Raw genomic sequence first — 17,350 nt, forward strand, 5'->3', positions numbered from 1 at the left:
GTCAGTCTCGACCGGTCACCTTACCTGGCGACCGTACCGGCGCCGAAATCCAGTTCGGCGACGGGCGCGAGCGTTCGCGCCGCGACGATCTAGCCGGCGTCGAAGTACGAGCTCTCCAGCATGTCGTGAACCGCTTTGGCGTGCACGCGGAACGAGCGACCGACCCGCACCGCGGGCAGTTCGCCGTTGTGCACCAGGCGGTAGACGGTCATCTTGCTGACCCGCATCAAGCTCGCCACCTCGGCAACGGTGAGAAACTGAGCTCGTTGCGGCTGCCCGTCACCGGCGGTGCTCTGGCCGGCGTCGCGCGCCGCCTTACCGCCGGCCGAATCCCGCGAAGATGGCCCGTTCATAGACGTCATCGCAACCCAATCCATCAGGCGCGGGCAGTTCCAGCGGCTTCCCCACCGCTGGCACCAACCCGTGCTTACCACTGGGAGAATAGCGTGGCAGGTGTGGTTACTGCGACGGGTGTGGGCTAATCAGTTCCAAATTCATGAACTACTCCGGTGTAATTCCGAGCTGCTCAGAGCGCGTTTTGGCGGCCTCCACGGCGTTGGCCACGGCCGCCCGCAGACCGCCCCGCTCGAGTTCCCGCAGCCCAGCGGCGGTGGTGCCGCCCGGTGAGGTCACCGTGGCGCGCAGCTGCGCAGCCGACGTGTCCATGAACGCCCCTGCCGCAGAATCGTTCGACGGCGCGGATTCGTCGAGGCGCTCGAGCAGCATCGCGGCCGAACCCGCCATCGTCTGCACCACCAGATCGGTGGCCACCGAGCGCGCCAGGCCCGCGTCCACCGCCGCGTCGACGAGCGCCTCGACCATCAGGAAGAAGTAGGCGGGACCCGAACCCGACACCGCGGTGACCGCGTCGATCTGCGACTCGGCGACCGTGAGCACGCCGCCGACCGCGTCGAACAGCAGCGACACCTCCTTGAGGTGCTCCTGGGTGGCGAACCGGCCCGGCGCGAGCGCGCTGACCCCACCGCCGACGAGCATCGGCGCATTCGGCATGACCCGCACGACCGGAGAACCGGCAGGCAGCTTGTTCTCGTAGTACGCGGTGCTGACACCTGCGGCGACTGTGACGAAAACCTGTTCGGCCGCATTGCTTTCCGCGCGCGCAGCGGTGTCGGCGATGTCACCGATGACGTACTGGACATCGCTGGGCTTGACCGCGACGACGACATACGTCGCGGCGTCGACCGCGTCCGACACGGCCGTCACCAGCACCGAGTACTTCTCCGCGAGGTACTTCGCCCGTCCGGGGTTCTTCTCGGCGACCACCAGATCCTTGACCTGCCTGCCGGCGCGCAGCAGTCCTGCAAGCAACGCCTCTCCGATACTCCCGCCGCCGATGATCGCGATTCTGGCCATGCCGCACAGCATCGCACGCTCGCGGTGGGCGCATACCTGCCGGCTCAAGCCCGACTGCCGACTGCCGACTCAGCCGGTCGGCACCAGCGCGAGCTGACGCGTCTGCACGATGATCCGCCCCTCGCAGTCCACCACGATGTGGTCCTCGTCGAACCAGTCCTGACCGATCTGGGTCGCCGTGCACATCACCCGCAGCCACCCGTCGGCCGGGAGCGCCCTCAGAAACGCCGTCAGCTGAACCGTCGGCGCCCATCCGAACCTGTTGACCCCGAACGTCACCGGCGCCGATACGTCCCCGCACAGCAGCGCGAACAACACGTCCGGCGCCACCCCCTTGGGTCGCACCCAGTACTCGATGACGGGCATCCCGCCGTCCGCGCGGCGCGAGAACGATGTCAACGACGGCCTGATGTCGCAGCCGTGTGCGAGGTGCACGATGTCGGCCATCGAATGCCCCGGACCGATCGGCTCCAGGCCGGGCGGTGGCTCCGGCGTCATCAGCGGGATCACCGGGTTGACCGACAGCAGCGGCGGCACATGGTGTTCGGGCGTCCCCATCGTGATCGCGGCGCGCAACGCCACTCTCTGCTCTACGCGCGAGCGCTCATCGCGCGTGCGCACCCCTTGCCGCAGCTCCACATCGATCAGGCTGACCCGCCTGCCGCGCTTGCGCACCGTGGTGACGACTTCCATCGGGCCGGGGTCGGGCGCCCACAGGAAGCTGCCGGACACCGCGATGGGTTCCACCCCGGGCTCGTCGAACTCGGTACGGGCCGCGTTGGCGCACAACGCCAGCATCGCGCCGCCGTGCACCTTGGGTCCGATCGTCCAGTGCTCGTTCAACACCCCGTGGTACACCCCGTCTCCGGCGGGGGTCAGCGCCATCGCGTCGGTGAACAGGGTGGAGCCAGTCATCACGGAATCCTCGGGTGTCAGCGCAGCAGATGTCGGCGAGCGAACTGCAGCGACTCGGTCAGTAACGCCTCGCGTTCGGCAGCGGTGCGCGCACCGGAGGTGCTGACTTCGAGGATGACATGACCGGCGAAGTCGCTGGCGGCCAGCATCTCGCAGACCTCCACTGTCGGCTGGGTGCCCCGGCCCGGCACCAGGTGCTCGTCGGTCGATGCGCCGCTGCCGTCGGCCAGGTGCAGGTGCACCAGACCGTCACCCATGCGCCTGGCCATGTCGACCGCGTCGGTGCCCGCGGTCGCGGTGTGCGACAGATCCAGCGTGTAGTGCGCGTGCCCGCCGTCGAGCGGGTCGTAGGACGGTGCGAACGCGGAGATACCCGGCCCGGGGTTGCCTCCGCGTTTCCGCATCCGCTCGATCGAGGTCTGTCCCGCCCCGAAGAAGCGGTCGGCCCGGAACGGGAACATGTTCTCCACGGCGACCATCACGTCACTGGTGGCCTCCAGCGCCGCGACCTGGGCGCTGAATCCCTCCGCGTAGCGGCGCTGCCACCGGAACGGCGGGTGCACCACGACGGTCTGGGCGCCGAGCTTCTCGGCGGCACGCACGCTGCGTTCCAGCTTCGGGACGGGGTTGGCGCCCCAGACGCGCTGGGTGATCAGCAGGCAGGGGGCGTGCACCGACAGCACCGGCACGTCGTACTGCTCGGACATCTGGCCCACGGCTTCAACATCTTGACTGACCGGCTCGGCCCACACCATCAGCTCGACGCCGTCGTAGCCGAGCTTGGCGGCGTACTCGAAAGCGGCCTCAGTCCTCAGCGGATAGACCGAGGCCGTGGACAGACCGACCTTGATTGCGGGACGCACCGTGATCTGTCGGCTTCAGCCCGATTGCAGCAACGCCAACGGACCCAGGGTCACCAGCGCCCCGACCGCCACCGCGATCAGTGTGCTGCCGATGTCCTCGGTCTTGCGCACCACCCGGACACCCACCACCAGACCGAGGATCACCAGCACCGACAGCACCAGGGCGATGATGTTGTTCCATTTCCACAGCTGGTCGAAGGCCACGAACAGCCCGGCACCGAAGATCACCGCGATGATGCACTGGCCCACGATCCACAGGCCGTGCACGAACGAGGACATCCGGCGCGGCTCGCCGTACGCCTCGTCGGTGAGGTCCTCGTCCTCGTCCTCGTCGTGCTCCTCGGTGGGGCGCCGTCCACGCCGGGCCAGGTCGTCGGCCACCGTCTGCCCACCGAACAGCGGCTCCTCGGTCGACCGCAGATATGACGGCAGTTCGTCTACGTCTTCGTCCTCGTCCTCGTCCTCGATCTCGACGTCGGCGCCGATGAGGGTGTCGTGTGTGTCCCGCAGGGCCAGCTCGTCGTCGAGGTCTTCGATCTCCGTCTCGGTGAGATCCTCGTCGGTGTCGATCTCGACGTCGGAGTCGAGCGTGTCCTCGTCCACCGGGTCGGGAGTCCACTGCTCGGCATCGACGGTCGAGCTCTTGCGGCCGAACCGGCCGAAACCGAATCTGCGGGCCGGCTCGGCGGTCTCCTCCGGTTCGGTGCCGCGCTGCTCCATGTGCGCTGCGTATTCGGCGACCGCTTTGGCGTACTCGTCGTCCTCGAGTTCGGGTTCGGCCTCGATTGCGGATTCCGCTTCGGGTTCCGTTTCGCCGTTCTCGTCCTCGGCGGTGACGGTGTCTTCCGCCGGTTCGACCAGCTCCCCGTCGGGCTCGACGCTGGCGGCCTCATCGACCGAACCGTTGGTCGGCGTGGCCTGTTCGGGTTCGGGTTCGGGTTCGCCCGGCTGTTCCTCGACCGGAGTGGGCTCGTCCGGGCGGACGATCGGGATCTCGCCGGTCAGTTCGGCGACGGTGACGGCGTCGGCGTTGCCCCGCCGCCGGCGGCGCCTGCCACCGACCGGGGGTGAGCCGATCGTGCCGTTCTTCGCCAGCAACTCGGCGACCGAAATCGGCCGGGTGCTGTAGCTGTCATCAGATCCAGTCATCGCCTGCTGCCTTTGAGCCTCGCTGCTTACCGTCCAGCATTGCGCACGGACATCGGACGCGCGGCTGATTCTCCTCCGTCGGCCTTGCCGGCCTTGTCCGTTCCGCCCACCTTGCCCGGTTTGCCCGAACCGCCCGAATCGTCGGTGTCGCCCACGAAGGCGCTGCCATCGGCCTCGCTGTCGAGTTTCCGCAGGATGAGGCCCTCTCGCAACGCCCATGGGCAGATGTCGACGCTCTCGATGCCGAGGGCTTTCATGCTCGCCTCTGCCACCAATGCGCCCGCGACGATCTGCGGTGCCCGATCGGCGCTCACCCCTTCCAGTTCTGCACGGTCAGCCGCGGTCATCCTAGAGATGAAATTTATGAGTTGCCGAAGACCCGATGCGGTCAGCGTGCGCTTGACCCGCGGACCGGCGCCCGACGGCGCGGCACCGGTCAGTCGCGCCAGCGAGCGGAACGTCTTCGACGAGGCCACCGCCAGGTCGGGCGCGCCGGCCTCGGCAATCGCCGCCGCCGGCTCGGACAGTTCGTTGGACAGCCAGTCGCGCAGCACCGCGACCCGGCGGCGGCCCGGCGGATCGTCGGGAAGCCACTCGCGTGTCATCCGGCCCGCACCGAGCGGCAGCGACAACGCGACGTCGGGCTCCTCGTCGACACCGCTGGACAGCTCCAACGACCCGCCGCCGATGTCGATGTTGATGATGCGGCCCGCGCTCCAGCCGTACCAGCGGCGCACCGCCAGGAACGTCAGCCGCGACTCGTCGACGCCGCTGAGCACCCGCAGATCCACGCCGGTTTCGGCGCGGACCCGGGCCAGCACGTCTTCGGAGTTCGTCGCATCGCGCACCGCCGAGGTGGCGAACGCCATCAACTCCGCGCAGCCCGAGCTGGTGGCGATCCGCGCGAACTCGTCGATGGTCCCGACCAGCTTGTCGGCGCCTCTGCGGGTGAGCTTCCCCGAGTTGTCGATCGACTCCGCCAGCCGCAGCGAGGCCTTGGTGGCACTCATCGGTGTCGGGTGGCCGCCACGACGGGCGTCCACCACCAACAGATGGACTGTGTTGCTACCCACGTCGAGCACGCCTAATCGCACCCAACCAACTTAATGGGTCTACCGTTGAAAACCGTGAGCGCATCGGCATCCCGTCCTGGTGAGGTCGAATTGGATTTCGCCCGCGAGTGGGTGGAGTTCTACGACCCGGACAACCCCGAGCACCTGATCGCCGCGGATATGACGTGGCTGTTGTCCCGGTGGACGTGCGTTTTCGGCACTCCGGCCTGCAAAGGCACCGTGGAGGACCGGCCCGACGACGGATGTTGTTCGCACGGCGCGTTTCTCTCCGACGACGACGACCGCGCCCAGCTCGACGACGCGGTCAAGCTGCTGACCGACGAGGACTGGCAGTTCCGTGACAAGGGCCTGGGCCGCAAGGGCTACCTGGAGCTCGACGAGTACGACGACAAGCCGAATTGGCGGACCCGAAAGTACAAGGGCGCCTGCATTTTTCTGAACCGTCCGGGTTGGCCGAAGGGCATCGGGTGTGCGTTGCACCAGAAGGCGCTGGCGATCGGTGTCGAGCCGCTGACGCTCAAGCCCGAGGTGTGCTGGCAGCTGCCGATCCGCCGCACCCAGGAATGGATCACCCGGCCCGACGGCTCGGAGATCCTCAAGACCACGATCACCGAATACGACCGCCGCGGCTGGGGCGAGGGTGGCCTCGATCTGCACTGGTACTGCACCGGAGACCCGAACACCCACGTCGGCGCCAAGCAGGTGTGGGAGTCCTACGCCCCCGAACTCACGGAGCTGCTGGGCGAGAAGACCTACGCGGAGCTGGCCGCGATGTGCAAGCGCCGCAGCGGCTTGGGCCTGATCGCCGTCCACCCGGCGACCCGGCTGGCAGAGTAGGGATTTCGGTGTAGTTGGTCACGCTGAGGTTGACCAACTACACCGAAATCACATGATCAGCCCTCGAGTTTGTAGCCGAGGCCGCGGACGGTCACCAGGTGCACCGGATTGGCCGGGTCCGCCTCGATCTTGCTGCGCAGCCGCTTGACGTGCACATCGAGGGTCTTGGTGTCACCGACATAGTCGGCGCCCCACACCCGGTCGATGAGCTGCCCCCGGGTGAGCACCCGGCCGCTGTTGCGCATCAGATATTCGAGTAGGTCGAACTCCTTGAGCGGCAACGTGATCGACTGGCCGTTGACGCTGACCACATGCCGCTCGACATCCATCCGCACCGGTCCGGCCTCCAGCACACCGTCACCGATTCCGGCGTCGTCGGCGTCGGAACCGCGGCGGAGCACGGCGCGGATCCGGGCAATCAGCTCACGAGCCGAGTACGGCTTGGTGACGTAGTCGTCGGCGCCGAGCTCCAGGCCGACGACCTTGTCGATCTCACTGTCCCGGGCGGTCACCATGATGACCGGGACGCTGGAGCGCGACCGCAGCTGCTTGCAGACATCGGTGCCGCTCATACCGGGCAGCATCAGGTCCAACAGCACGATGTCGGCGCCCGCCCGCTCGAATTCGGCGAGGGCTGAAGGCCCGTCAGCCACCACGGTGGCCTCGAAGCCTTCTTTGCGGAGAAGGAAGGCCAGGGGATCAGCCAAGGACTCCTCGTCCTCCACGATCAGCACGCTGGTCATCGATCAATCAGTCCTCTCGTTCGGCAAGTTCGTCTGAATCAACGGCATCGTCGCCGTGGGGATCAAGGGGGAGGGCCGCGGGGATCGACAGGGTGAACGTCGACCCCGTCCCCGGTTGGCTCCACAATCGGATGGAGCCGTTGTGATTGGCGGCGACATGCTTGACGATCGCCAACCCGAGTCCGGTACCACCGGTGGCCCGGGACCGCGCCTTGTCGACACGGAAGAATCGTTCGAACACCCGCTCCTGATCCTCGGGCGCGATGCCGATCCCGCGGTCGGTGACGGCGATCTCGATGTTCCCGCCACGCCGTCTGCGACTGATCGAGACGGCAGATCCGTTGGGCGAGTAGGCAATTGCGTTGGACACCAGGTTCGCGATCGCGGTCACCAGCAGGGTCTGGTCGCCGAGCACCTGATAGCCGGTCGGCGCGTCGGTGGTGATCACGATGTCGGCATTGTCGGCGGCGACCTTGTGCCGCGACAGCGCCTCGGAGACGACGGTGTCGACGTCGACGGTCCCCAGGTCAGGCAGCCGTTCGGCACCCTGCAGCCGGGACAGCTCGATGAGCTCACCGACCATGTTGGCCAGCCGATTGGACTCGGTCACCATCTTCTCGGCGAAGTGCCGCACGGTGTCGGGGTCGTCAGCCGACGCCAGCACGGCCTCGGCCAGCACCCCCATCGCCCCGACCGGCGTCTTGAGCTCGTGGCTGACGTTGGCGACGAAGTCGCGACGGGTCGCCTCCATCCGGGCGTGTTCGGACTGATCGTCGACATAGACCACCGCGAACCGGCGGTCCTGTTCGGTCAGCAACTGGACGTGGCCGCGGATCGACAGCCCGGAGCGGCCGGGCTGGCTGCGCTTGCGGGGCGAGAGGTCGAATCCGACCGGCTCGCCGGTGGCCAGCGCGCGCTCGGCGGCCACCCAGGCCCTGTCGTCGAGCAGCCGGTCGCGCACCAGGCCGAGTTCCTGCGCGCGGCCGTTGGTGTAGACGACGTCCCGATAGGTGTCGACGACCGCCATCCCGACCGGAGATTGCGACACGATGCGTTCCAGCATCTGGGACACCGTGATGCCTGCTTGTTCAGCCGAACGCCGCTGCCGGTGTTCCCGAAGCCGGGGCACCACCCGCGCTCCGAACACCACACCGACCGCCAAAGCGAGCAGTGCCACGACCGCCGCGAGCAGCAGCGCCGATAGGACACTCACGGACAAAGCGTACGCATTCGGTGAACGTCATCCCAGCAGCGTGCGGCCAAAACGGGACAAGTCACACCACCAGAGACGGAAGTTCGAATCACCGACCCCCACTGTTCACCCGCTGTTCGCCGGACACCGGCAGCCGCCCTATTTGGCTCCCTGCGCGGCCACCGCCGCCGCTCCCGCGGCGGCAGCCTCCGGGTCGAGGTAGCTGCCGCCGGGCACGGTGGGCTTGAGGTCGGCATCGAGGTCGTACCGGAGCGGGATTCCGGTGGGGATGTTCAGGCCGACGACGTCCTCATCGGACATGCCGTCCAGATACTTCACCAGCGCCCGCAGCGAATTGCCGTGTGCCGCGATCAGCACGGTCTTACCGGCTTTCAGGTCCGGAACGATCACCTCGGTGAAGTACGGCACGAAACGTTCGACGACGTCCTTGAGGCACTCCGTCAGCGGGGCGCCGCCGACGACGTCGGCATAACGCGGGTCACGGTCCTGGCTGAACTCGCTGCCGGCCTCGATCGGTGGCGGCGGGGTGTCGTAGCTGCGGCGCCACGCCATGAACTGTTCCTCGCCGTACTTGGCCTTCGTCTCGGCCTTGTCGAGACCCTGCAACGCGCCGTAGTGACGCTCGTTGAGGCGCCAGTCCCGGTGTACCGGGATCCAGTGCCGGTCGGCCTTGTCCAGCGCGATATTGGCGGTGGTGATCGCGCGCCGCAGCAGCGAGGTGTACAGCACGTCGGGCAGCCGGTCCTGCGCCTTGAGAAGCTCGCCTGCGCGCGCCGCTTCGGCCCTGCCCTTCTCGGTGAGGTCCACGTCGACCCAGCCGGTGAACAGGTTCAGCGCATTCCATTCGCTCTCACCGTGGCGGAGCAGGATCAGCGTCGCGGTTTCAGCCATGGCCAGATCCTCTCACGGCCCGGTGTGGTCGTCGTCCCGGTCGTCGGTGATGAGATGCTCGAACGCCTCCAGGTTCTTCAACGACTCGCCGCGCGACACCCGCCACTCCCACTCCTTCTGGATGGACGAGCGAAAACCCAACTCCAGCAACGTGTTGAAGTCCGCGTCCACCGCTTCGAGCACCTGTCCCAGAACGCGGTCGATTTCGTCGGGAGTCACCGACGCCAACGCCATCCGCCCGACGAGGTAGATGTCGCCGACGTTGTCCAGGGTGTAGGCGACGCCGTAGAGCCTGCGGTTGCGCTTGAGCAGGAACTTGTAGACGCCTTCGTGGTTCTCGTCGGGCTTGCGGCACACGAACGCCTCGATGCGCACCGAATGCTCACCGATGGACAGGATCGTGTTGGTCTTGAGCCTGCGCTCCCCCGGCAACGCGACGACCAGCCCGGAAAGGCCGCCCGCAGCCCCGTCGTGGTGGCTGTACTCCAGGCCGTGCTCTTTAAGGGTCTCCTCGATGACGTCCCGGACGTCAGAGGAGCTCATGCCCGGACACCCCGGCGCATCGAGAACCGCCGTCCGCTGCGCCGGGCGAGTTGTCCCTGGTGGCGGGCCCGGTGGTCGGCGATCGCGCGACCGTAGCCGGCCAGCAGCGCGTCGACGGTGTGCGACCAGGAGAACGTGGCGGCGTGGTCGACGGCCGCCCGGCTCAGCGTCTCCGGATCCGCGGCCAGCACGTCGGCCAGCGTGCCGGCCCAGTCGCCGGGATCGTGGCCGTCGACCAGGGCGCCGGAGACACCGTCGCGCACCGCGACCGGAAGCCCTCCGACGGCGGCGGCCACCACCGGGGTGCCGCAGGCCTGCGCCTCGACCGCGACCAGGCCGAAGGATTCGGAATAGCTGGGCACCGCGACGACGTCGGCGGCCCGGTAGACCTGGACGAGGTTGTCGCGCGACTGCGGCGGCAGGAATGTGACGCGGTCGGTCATGCCCAGCTCGGCTGCGAGGTTCACCAGGTTGTCGGGGGTGGCGAGACCTCCCGCGCCGGGGCGCGAAATCAAGCCTGAGCCGGACGGTCCGCCCGCGATCAGGACCTGGACGTCGGGCAGCAGCGCGGCCGCCCGCAGCAGCACATCGGGCGCCTTCAGCGGCTGGATCCGCCCGACGAACGCCACGATCCGCGAGTTGGCGTCCAGGCCGAGGGCGGCGCGGGCGGCCAGCCGGTCACCGGGTGTGAAGGTCGCCAGATCGACGCCGGGGTGGACCACGTCGATCCTGGCCGGATCTGCCTGATGTAGCGAAACCAGTTGCTGCGCTTCATGTTCGGTGTTGACGATCAACCGGTCGGCGGCGTCGACCACCTGCTGTTCACCGATCGAGCGCATCGGGGGCTCCGGGGCGTCCCCGGCGGCCAGCGACGCGTTCTTGACCGCGGCGAGGGTGTGCGCGGTGTGCACCAGCGGCACCGCCCACCGGTCGGCGGCCAGCCACCCCACCTGGCCGGACAGCCAGTAGTGGGAATGCACGATGTCGTAGTAGCCCGGTTCATGGGTGGCCTCGGCCCGCAACACGCCCGCGGTGAACGCGCACAGCTGCGTCGGCAGGTCGTTCTTGTCCAGCCCCTCGAACGGTCCGGCCACGACGTTGCGCACCAGCACCCCGGGCGCCACCGGCACGACCGGCTGATCGGCCGACGAGGTGGCCCTGGTGAAGATCTCCACGTCGACACCCCGGTTGGCCAGCTCAAGAGCGGTCTGCAGTACGTAGACGTTCATGCCACCGGCGTCACCGGTGCCCGGCTGGGCCAGCGGAGACGTATGCACGGACAGCACCGCCACCCGGCGAGGCTCTGGCAGTCCGGAAGGCAGGCTGGCCGGCTCGGTAGCTAGACGCACATCGTCATGTCTACACCGCCGCGCCGAAGCCCGACCTCAGGCACTCACTTGAGGCCTGCGCGCCCGCCGCATCGCACCGATCGGATCGGCGTAGAGCCCACCGAGCGACACGATGCCCGCCCCGGCCTCCTGGATCCGGTTGCCGAACGCCGTCACCCGGATGTCGCGGTGCGGCAACACCGAGCGGGCGGCGAACGCCGACTCGACCAGCGGCATGCCCTCGGGGTACTCGGTGAAGGCCTGCCCACCGACTACCAGATCGTCGGGGTTGAGCATGTCGCGCAGCAGTGCGACGGCCTCGCCGAGGACCCGCGCCCGCTCGGCGACCAGCGCGGCGGCCGCCGCGTTGCCCTGCCGGGCCGCCCGCAGCACCGCCGTGACCGTCGACGTGGGGCTTTCGGCCGCGACGATGCCCGCCTTGCGTGCCGCGGTCAGTACCGCCTCGTCACTGACGGTGGACTCCAATTGTCCGGTGCCACCCAGCAATTCGGAGAAGGCGGGCAGAGCCGCGATCGTACCGGGACCGCTGGACGGGGAATGCACCTGGCCACCGATGGACAGTGCGTAGCCGACGGTTTCGCGGGCGTACACGTAAAGGCTGGTGGTGGACTTTGCGGGCTGGCGGCGCACTCCGAGCAGCAGTTCGGCTCCGGCCATCGCGTCGACGTGCGAGGCCAGCGACACCGGCAGGCCGAGGGCCTCGCCGAGCACCGTCCCGACGGGCGCGTCCGACCAGCCGAGGCGCGGATGGTTCACATAGCCGGTGGCACTGTCGACCACACCACCGGTGGCCACCCCGACCCACAGCGGGCGGCGGCGGTGCCTGGGGGCACCTCCCGCTCGCGGGGGACGGCTCAGGTAGCGGCGGGCGCTGCCGGCTACCGCCGCCAGCGCGGCCGCCTGGGGACCGCGCGGCGTCGCCGTCTCGACCACATCGAGCGTGCGCCCGAGCAGGTCGGTGGCCACGATGCTGGTGGTGCGGGCCCCGATGTGGATGCCGAGCGTCAGGAACGGTTCGTGGTTGACCTCGACGGGCACGCGGGGCCGCCCGATCGCCCCGGAGACCGCGAGATCGGCCCGTTCACGGAGCAAACCGGCCTCCAGAAGCGCTGTGACCTGGCGGTTCACCGTGGCGATGCTGAGCCCGGTGACCTGTGCGATGACGTCGCGGGCGATCGGACCGCGCTGCCTCGCGGCGGCGAACACCGCGGCGGCGGCAGCCTCAGGGACGCGCAGCGCCGGCGCGACGATGTGGTGCAGCAGCGCCTGCGGATAGCGGCCGCCGCCGGCCGGCCTCGCGCGCTTGACGGACGCGGTGCGGGGGCGCTGAGCGAGGGTGGAAGTGCTCACTGGGAATGGTCCTTCGTCGAGTCGGATGGTCTGGCAGATGCCACACCTGGCGACTCAGCGGGACTCGATCAGTCCGGGCGCAGTCAGGCGCGGCGGGGTGCGCAACAACAACACGCACGCCGCGCGGCAGCGAGAACTGCCTGACTGTTCAGGAACACGAGGTCAAACTAGCACGACCCTGCGCGCTCGTGCGACGGTCGGATTGTTGGGCCTAGGGTTGAACCCATGACGACGCCAACAGATGCCCGCCGGGTTGCAGTGGTCACCGGAGCCAGCGCCGGAATCGGCGAAGCGACCGCGAGAACTCTTGCCGCGCAAGGCTTCCACGTGATCTGCGTGGCACGCCGGGAGGCCCCGATCCAGGCGCTGGCAGCCGAGATCGACGGGACGGCGATTGTGGCCGACGTCACCGACCCGACCGCCGTGGCGGCGCTGGCCGGCCGACTGGACCGCGTCGATGTGCTCGTCAACAACGCGGGCGGGGCCCGCGGGCTGGAGTCGGTCGCCGACGCCGATGTCGAGCACTGGCGGTGGATGTGGGAGGCCAACGTGCTGGGCACCCTGCATGTCACCCGTGCGCTGCTGCCCAAGCTGATCGACTCCGGGGACGGGCTGATCGTCACCGTCACGTCGATCGCCGCGGTGGAGATCTACGACAACGGGGCCGGTTACACCTCCGCGAAGCACGCCCAGGGCGTGCTGCACCGCACGCTGCGCAGCGAACTGCTCGGAAAACCGGTGCGGCTCACCGAAGTTGCGCCCGGCATGGTGAAGACGGAGTTCTCCTTGAACCGCTTCGACGGCGACGCCGAACGCGCCGACAAGGTCTATCAGGGCGTCACGCCGTTGGTGGCCGAGGACATCGCCGAGGTGATCGGGTTTGTGGCGAGCCGGCCATCGCACGTCGACCTTGATCTGATCGTGGTGCGGCCGCGCGACCAGGTGTCGGGCGCCGCGGGCTCCCGCTTCAACCGGAGCACCTGACCTCGCCGAAATTGCATTCCAGCAGGCGTTCACTCAACTTTTGTCTGCTGGAATGCAATTTCGGCGGGAAACCGATCAGCCGCCGGGCCGGTCGCCCACCGGCTGCGGCGCCTCCGACGGGGTCACCGGCGCGGTGCTGGGAATCCCGGTGGGCGACTCCTGCTCCGACAACGCCGACATCGCCACCCACTCGTCCCACGGCACCGCCCAGTCCCAGATGTCGCCGTCCTCGTAGGAGAGCTGGAGGCGGGTGCCGGTCACCTCGACGGGATCGCCGTACATTGCGACGTTGAAGTACTGCTCGGCATCCTCGAGGGACAGATTGATGCACCCGTTGGTGACGTTGCTGTTGCCCTGGGCGCCGGAGCTGGCCGGGTTGGCGTGGATGAACTCGCCGTTGTTGGAGATCCGCACCGCGAACCGCTCCCGGACGTTGGCGTAACCGGCCGCGGGGTTGGTCATGTAGAAGTCCTCGTACTTCTCGGTGACCACGTGGATACCGCTGCGGGTGACGTTGCGGTCCAGGTCGCCCTCGCCGTAGCTGCACGGGAAGTCCATGATCACGCCTGCGTCGGTGATGACCTGGATTCGGTGCGAGGAGGCCTCGGCCTTGACCACCTGGAAGCGGCCGACGGAGAAGTCCAGCGTCGAGTCCGCGGCGCCGTAGGCGCCGTCGCCGAACGGCACGCCGTAGAGCTTGGCGTCGACGTGCACGGTGGTGCCCGCCGGGTAGTACTCCCTGGTCCGCCAGTGCACCCGGGAGCCGCCCGCTTCGTCGGGCAGCCACGCCCAGCCACCCTCGACCGGCGGGGTGGTGGTCACCTTCAGCGCCTTCTCCACCTCGGCGCGGTCGTCCTCGGCGATGGCGGCGTCGAACTGCATGATGATCGGCGCGGCCACACCCACGGTCTGCCCGTCGGCCAGCTGGAACCGTCCGCTGACCTGCGAGGTCGGGTCGACGGTGGTGAAGGACCCCGCCAGCGGGACCGCCTTGCCGTCGTTGCCGACGACGGTGCCCGCCCACGTGTAGGTGGTGCCGTAGCCGAGTGGCTCGGTGATGGTGAACGCGGTGCGGTCGCGGTTAAGGGAGCCGGCGACGGTCTTGCCACCGGCGTTGGTCAGCGTGACCTTCTGGAACCAGCCGTCGGCGACCTCGACGCCGACGTTTCCCGTGGGCGCGACGTCCTCGGCCGCGTCGGCCGGTTGGTAGGTGACCGTCGGCTCCTTCGGGGCGTCCTCGGCGGCCACCCCGTCCGTCGAGGTCTTGTCGCCGGACATACAGGCCGCCAGGGTGCCCGGTGCGACGACGCCGACCGCGAGGGCGGCGAGGGCACGCCGTCTCGTCATCCACGGCAGCGGTTCGGCAGGGCTCACGTGAACCCACGGTACCTAGAGCGAGCAGCCGATCAGAACCGGCTCGGGTGTGAGTTCGATCCCGAACGCGGCCCGGACGCCGTCACGCACCGTTCTGGCCAGCGCGATCACGTCCGCGGTGGTGGCGGTGCCGCGGTTGGTCAGCGCCAGCGCGTGCTTGGTCGACAGCCGGGCCGGCGCTTCGTCATCGGGATAACCCTTGCCGAATCCGGCCCGCTCCACGAGCCAGCCGGCCGCCAGCTTCACCCCGTCCGGGGCGGGATAGTTGGGGACCGGCCCGTCGACTGAGGCGGCGAGCTGGTCGAACTCGGCGCGGCTTACCACCGGGTTGGTGAAGAACGAGCCCACGCTCCAGGTGTCGTGGTCGGCCGCGTCGAGCACCATGCCCTTGCGCGCCCGCAGCGACAGCACGGCCGCGCGGACCTGCGCCGGGTCGACCCTCTCCCCCGGTTCGGCGTTCAACTCTGCGGCCAGTTCGCCGTACCGCAGCGGCGCGCTGCGTCCCGACGCATCCAGGGCGAACTCCACCTCCAGCACCACCCAGGCCGACGATTTCTTCAGAATGCTTGTGCGGTAACCGAACTGGAGGAAGTCGGGGTTGACCCAGCGGTCGTCGCCGGTGCTGCGGTCGAGCAGCCGGACCCGCCGGATCGTGTCGGAAACCTCGGCCCCGTAGGCGCCGACGTTCTGCACCGGCGTCGCTCCCGCCGACCCCGGGATCCCCGACAGGCACTCCAGGCCGCCGAGCCCCTGAGTCAGCGACGCGGCGACGACGTCGTCCCACACCGCCCCGGCCTCGGCACGCACCACGGCGCCGTCGACCACGATCCCGGTGTTGGCCAGCCGCACGACGGTCAGGTCGGCGAGGTCGTCGGCGATCACCACGTTGGAGCCACCGGCCAGGATCAGCGCGTCCGGCCCCGCCGCACGCACCGCAGGCGCGATCTGCTCGGTGGCCACGCAGGTGATCAGGCGCCGCGCGACGGGCCCGACACGCAGCGTGGTCAGCGGCGCCAGCGGGACCTGCTCGGCAAAAGGCACGCCGCCGGACAACGAAGTCACCACGGCCGGTAACGGTAGCGTGGCCAGCTATGCCGCGTTCATTCGACATGGCCACCGAATACGGGGGCACGGTCGAACAGGTGCACCGCGCGTTCAGCGACGAGGGGTACTGGCTGGCCCGGCTGAGTGACTCAGGCGCCGACCATGCCACGCTCGACGCGATGGTGCTCGACGCGGCGGGCAACCTCCACATCAAGACCACGCAGACACTGCGCGCCGACCGCCTGCCCGCGGTCGTCACGCAATTCCACCGCGGTGACCTCAGCCTGGTGCGCAAGGAGATCTGGACGCCGGTCTCCGAGCAGCGGGCGTCGGCGGTGGTGCACGGCTCGATCCCGGGCGCACCGGCCAATCTGACCGGCGAGGCGGTGCTGATGCCGGCTGGACCGGGGTCGCAGATGCAGGTCGCGGCCACGATCGAGGTCCGGGTGCCGCTGCTCGGCGGCAAGATCGAGAACTTCATCGGCCGTCAGTTGGCGGATCTGCTGACCGCCGAGCAGCGTTTCACCACGGTGTGGATCACCGAGAACCGCTGACCGGTCTCTACCATCGAGCCATGGCCGCCCCGATAGGACAGGTCACGCGCGGCACCACCGGCCACAACCGGTTACGTCGCAGCGACCGCTGGCTCGTTCATTCCTCCCGGGTCCGCACGGCACTGCAGACCACTTCCGATCCGCTCGTCGTCGATCTGGGTTACGGCGCGAAACCGGTGACGACGCTGGAGTTGGCGATCCGGCTGCGGCAGGTGCGCGCCGACGTGCGTGTCGTCGGCCTGGAGATCGACCCGGAGCGGGTGCGCGCCGGGCAGGCCGCCGCAACGCCCGGCGTCGAGTTCGCGCTCGGCGGCTTCGAATTGGCGGGCAGACGCCCAGTCCTGGTGCGCGCCTTCAATGTTCTCCGTCAGTATCCTGTCGAAGCGGTGCACGACGCGTGGACCGCCATGCAGCACAGGGTGTCTGCGGGCGGGTTGATCGTCGACGGCACCTGTGACGAGCTGGGCAGGCTGTGCTGCTGGATACTGTTGGACGCCGCCGCGCCGGTGAGCCTGACACTCGCGTGCGATCCGTTCGCCATCGAGCGGCCCTCCGACCTCGCCGTGCGCCTGCCGAAGATCCTCATCCACCACAACGTCGAGGGTCAGCCGATCCACGCGCTGTTACGGGCCGCCGACCGCGCGTGGGCCAGCGTCGCCGGGCACGGCGTGTTCGGGCCGCGGGTGCGTTGGCGTGCCATGCTGGAACTACTTGTCGGCGAAGGGTTTCCGGTGGCCGCGCCGCGCCGCAGCCTTCGCGACGGAATTCTCACCGTGCCCTGGGCCGCCGTCGCACCCACCGCCCGGTAGCCCGGTCTACCGAAAGCTGAAGTAGACGCCCAACAGTAGTGCGAAAAGCGCGGCCAACCAGAGGTGCATAACTGCCCGAAGCCAGCCGGGCGAGTTCCGCACTTCCATGAAATGCCAGATCACCAATTGCGTTTTCAGCGCCGCGATCAGCAGAACGACGACGGTGACGGCGATATTCACCTGGTGCGATGAGCCGCCATCACGCGCGGTCAGCCACGACGCGACGGTCACCACCGTCAGCAAGGCCCAGACGATGACGAGCGGGCTACGGATGTAAGACGTCAA

19 protein-coding genes are annotated in these 17,350 nt (G+C 68.7%); 4 read left to right on the top strand and 15 right to left on the bottom strand.

Annotated elements, in window-relative coordinates:
* Positions 1-89: 89 nt before the first annotated feature.
* The 6 genes from BN976_RS02400 to BN976_RS02425 form a co-directional block, all read right to left on the bottom strand.
* Positions 90-362: a helix-turn-helix domain-containing protein gene (locus tag BN976_RS02400; RefSeq protein WP_011778112.1), complete on the bottom strand. Its 273-nt coding sequence runs from the start codon at positions 360-362 to the stop codon at positions 90-92.
* A gap of 139 nt (positions 363-501) precedes the next feature.
* Positions 502-1,374 (bottom strand): pyrroline-5-carboxylate reductase, encoded by an 873-nt coding sequence (gene proC, locus BN976_RS02405; RefSeq protein WP_199558880.1) that lies wholly within the window; start codon positions 1,372-1,374, stop codon positions 502-504.
* 69 nt (positions 1,375-1,443) lie between these two features.
* The gene (locus BN976_RS02410; RefSeq protein WP_036367646.1) at positions 1,444-2,289 is read right to left on the bottom strand and encodes a thioesterase family protein; all 846 of its coding nucleotides are present in this window, start codon (positions 2,287-2,289) and stop codon (positions 1,444-1,446) included.
* Between the two features lie 17 nt (positions 2,290-2,306).
* Positions 2,307-3,152, bottom strand: coding sequence for a sugar phosphate isomerase/epimerase family protein (locus BN976_RS02415; RefSeq protein WP_011778109.1), 846 nt, complete (start codon positions 3,150-3,152; stop codon positions 2,307-2,309).
* 15 nt (positions 3,153-3,167) lie between these two features.
* Positions 3,168-4,301 (bottom strand): Rv0497 family membrane protein, encoded by a 1,134-nt coding sequence (locus tag BN976_RS02420; protein WP_036367647.1) that lies wholly within the window; start codon positions 4,299-4,301, stop codon positions 3,168-3,170.
* A 26-nt stretch (positions 4,302-4,327) separates the two neighbouring features.
* Positions 4,328-5,395 carry a Ppx/GppA family phosphatase gene (locus BN976_RS02425; protein ID WP_036367648.1) on the bottom strand — a complete coding sequence of 356 codons (1,068 nt, stop codon included), beginning with the start codon at positions 5,393-5,395 and terminating at the stop codon, positions 4,328-4,330.
* Between the two features lie 12 nt (positions 5,396-5,407).
* Between BN976_RS02425 and BN976_RS02430 the strand changes: the two genes are divergently transcribed.
* A complete protein-coding gene (locus BN976_RS02430) occupies positions 5,408-6,211 on the top strand; it encodes a DUF3109 family protein (RefSeq protein WP_049778018.1) in 804 nt (267 codons plus the stop codon).
* A gap of 56 nt (positions 6,212-6,267) precedes the next feature.
* Here BN976_RS02430 and regX read toward each other — a convergent pair whose 3' ends face one another.
* The 6 genes from regX to BN976_RS02460 form a co-directional block, all read right to left on the bottom strand.
* Positions 6,268-6,954: a two-component sensory transduction protein RegX gene (gene regX / locus BN976_RS02435; protein WP_011778105.1), complete on the bottom strand. Its 687-nt coding sequence runs from the start codon at positions 6,952-6,954 to the stop codon at positions 6,268-6,270.
* A 7-nt stretch (positions 6,955-6,961) separates the two neighbouring features.
* A complete protein-coding gene (locus BN976_RS02440) occupies positions 6,962-8,167 on the bottom strand; it encodes a sensor histidine kinase (protein WP_036367650.1) in 1,206 nt (401 codons plus the stop codon).
* 138 nt (positions 8,168-8,305) lie between these two features.
* Positions 8,306-9,058, bottom strand: a complete 753-nt coding sequence (locus BN976_RS02445) for a phosphoglyceromutase (RefSeq protein ID WP_011778103.1) — start codon at positions 9,056-9,058, stop codon at positions 8,306-8,308.
* Positions 9,059-9,070: 12 nt separating this feature from the next.
* The gene (locus BN976_RS02450) at positions 9,071-9,601 is read right to left on the bottom strand and encodes a type III secretion system chaperone family protein (RefSeq protein WP_011778102.1); all 531 of its coding nucleotides are present in this window, start codon (positions 9,599-9,601) and stop codon (positions 9,071-9,073) included.
* Complete coding sequence (mshA, locus tag BN976_RS02455) at positions 9,598-10,950, bottom strand: D-inositol-3-phosphate glycosyltransferase (protein WP_036367653.1); 1,353 nt, start codon at positions 10,948-10,950, stop codon at positions 9,598-9,600. Before mshA ends, BN976_RS02450 begins: the two co-directional genes overlap by 4 nt.
* Before the next feature lie 36 nt (positions 10,951-10,986).
* Entirely contained in the window at positions 10,987-12,300 is a 1,314-nt protein-coding gene (locus BN976_RS02460) for an ROK family transcriptional regulator (protein ID WP_036367655.1), read from the bottom strand.
* A 225-nt stretch (positions 12,301-12,525) separates the two neighbouring features.
* On the opposite strand from BN976_RS02460, the gene BN976_RS02465 reads away from it, so the two are divergent.
* On the top strand, positions 12,526-13,284 hold the full coding sequence (locus BN976_RS02465) for an SDR family oxidoreductase (protein WP_036367657.1): 759 nt from the start codon (positions 12,526-12,528) through the stop codon (positions 13,282-13,284).
* A gap of 75 nt (positions 13,285-13,359) precedes the next feature.
* Here BN976_RS02465 and BN976_RS02470 read toward each other — a convergent pair whose 3' ends face one another.
* Positions 13,360-14,658, bottom strand: coding sequence for a L,D-transpeptidase (locus BN976_RS02470; protein ID WP_036367659.1), 1,299 nt, complete (start codon positions 14,656-14,658; stop codon positions 13,360-13,362).
* Between the two features lie 15 nt (positions 14,659-14,673).
* The gene (locus tag BN976_RS02475) at positions 14,674-15,723 is read right to left on the bottom strand and encodes a UDP-N-acetylmuramate dehydrogenase (RefSeq protein WP_036367660.1); all 1,050 of its coding nucleotides are present in this window, start codon (positions 15,721-15,723) and stop codon (positions 14,674-14,676) included.
* 26 nt (positions 15,724-15,749) lie between these two features.
* On the opposite strand from BN976_RS02475, the gene BN976_RS02480 reads away from it, so the two are divergent.
* Positions 15,750-16,256 carry a DUF2505 domain-containing protein gene (locus tag BN976_RS02480; RefSeq protein ID WP_011778096.1) on the top strand — a complete coding sequence of 169 codons (507 nt, stop codon included), beginning with the start codon at positions 15,750-15,752 and terminating at the stop codon, positions 16,254-16,256.
* Between the two features lie 20 nt (positions 16,257-16,276).
* On the top strand, positions 16,277-17,065 hold the full coding sequence (locus BN976_RS02485; RefSeq protein WP_011778095.1) for a hypothetical protein: 789 nt from the start codon (positions 16,277-16,279) through the stop codon (positions 17,063-17,065).
* A gap of 6 nt (positions 17,066-17,071) precedes the next feature.
* Here the strand turns inward: BN976_RS02485 and BN976_RS02490 are convergent, their stop codons facing one another.
* Positions 17,072-17,350, bottom strand: a complete 279-nt coding sequence (locus tag BN976_RS02490) for a cytochrome C oxidase subunit IV family protein (RefSeq protein ID WP_011778094.1) — start codon at positions 17,348-17,350, stop codon at positions 17,072-17,074.

Source organism: Mycolicibacterium austroafricanum (genome assembly GCF_000612725.1).
GTDB classification, from domain to species: Bacteria; Actinomycetota; Actinomycetes; order Mycobacteriales; family Mycobacteriaceae; genus Mycobacterium; species Mycobacterium austroafricanum.

Coding starts and splice junctions, on each gene's coding strand:
- regX (WP_011778105.1), bottom strand. CDS start 6,954: ATGACCAGCGTGCTGATCGTGGAGGACGAGGAGTCCTTGGCTGATCCC.
- BN976_RS02400 (WP_011778112.1), bottom strand. CDS start 362: ATGACGTCTATGAACGGGCCATCTTCGCGGGATTCGGCCGGCGGTAAG.
- BN976_RS02420 (WP_036367647.1), bottom strand. CDS start 4,301: ATGACTGGATCTGATGACAGCTACAGCACCCGGCCGATTTCGGTCGCC.
- BN976_RS02485 (WP_011778095.1), top strand. CDS start 16,277: ATGGCCGCCCCGATAGGACAGGTCACGCGCGGCACCACCGGCCACAAC.
- BN976_RS02480 (WP_011778096.1), top strand. CDS start 15,750: ATGCCGCGTTCATTCGACATGGCCACCGAATACGGGGGCACGGTCGAA.
- BN976_RS02430 (WP_049778018.1), top strand. CDS start 5,408: ATGGGTCTACCGTTGAAAACCGTGAGCGCATCGGCATCCCGTCCTGGT.
- BN976_RS02465 (WP_036367657.1), top strand. CDS start 12,526: ATGACGACGCCAACAGATGCCCGCCGGGTTGCAGTGGTCACCGGAGCC.
- BN976_RS02450 (WP_011778102.1), bottom strand. CDS start 9,601: ATGAGCTCCTCTGACGTCCGGGACGTCATCGAGGAGACCCTTAAAGAG.
- proC (WP_199558880.1), bottom strand. CDS start 1,374: ATGGCCAGAATCGCGATCATCGGCGGCGGGAGTATCGGAGAGGCGTTG.
- BN976_RS02410 (WP_036367646.1), bottom strand. CDS start 2,289: ATGACTGGCTCCACCCTGTTCACCGACGCGATGGCGCTGACCCCCGCC.
- BN976_RS02445 (WP_011778103.1), bottom strand. CDS start 9,058: ATGGCTGAAACCGCGACGCTGATCCTGCTCCGCCACGGTGAGAGCGAA.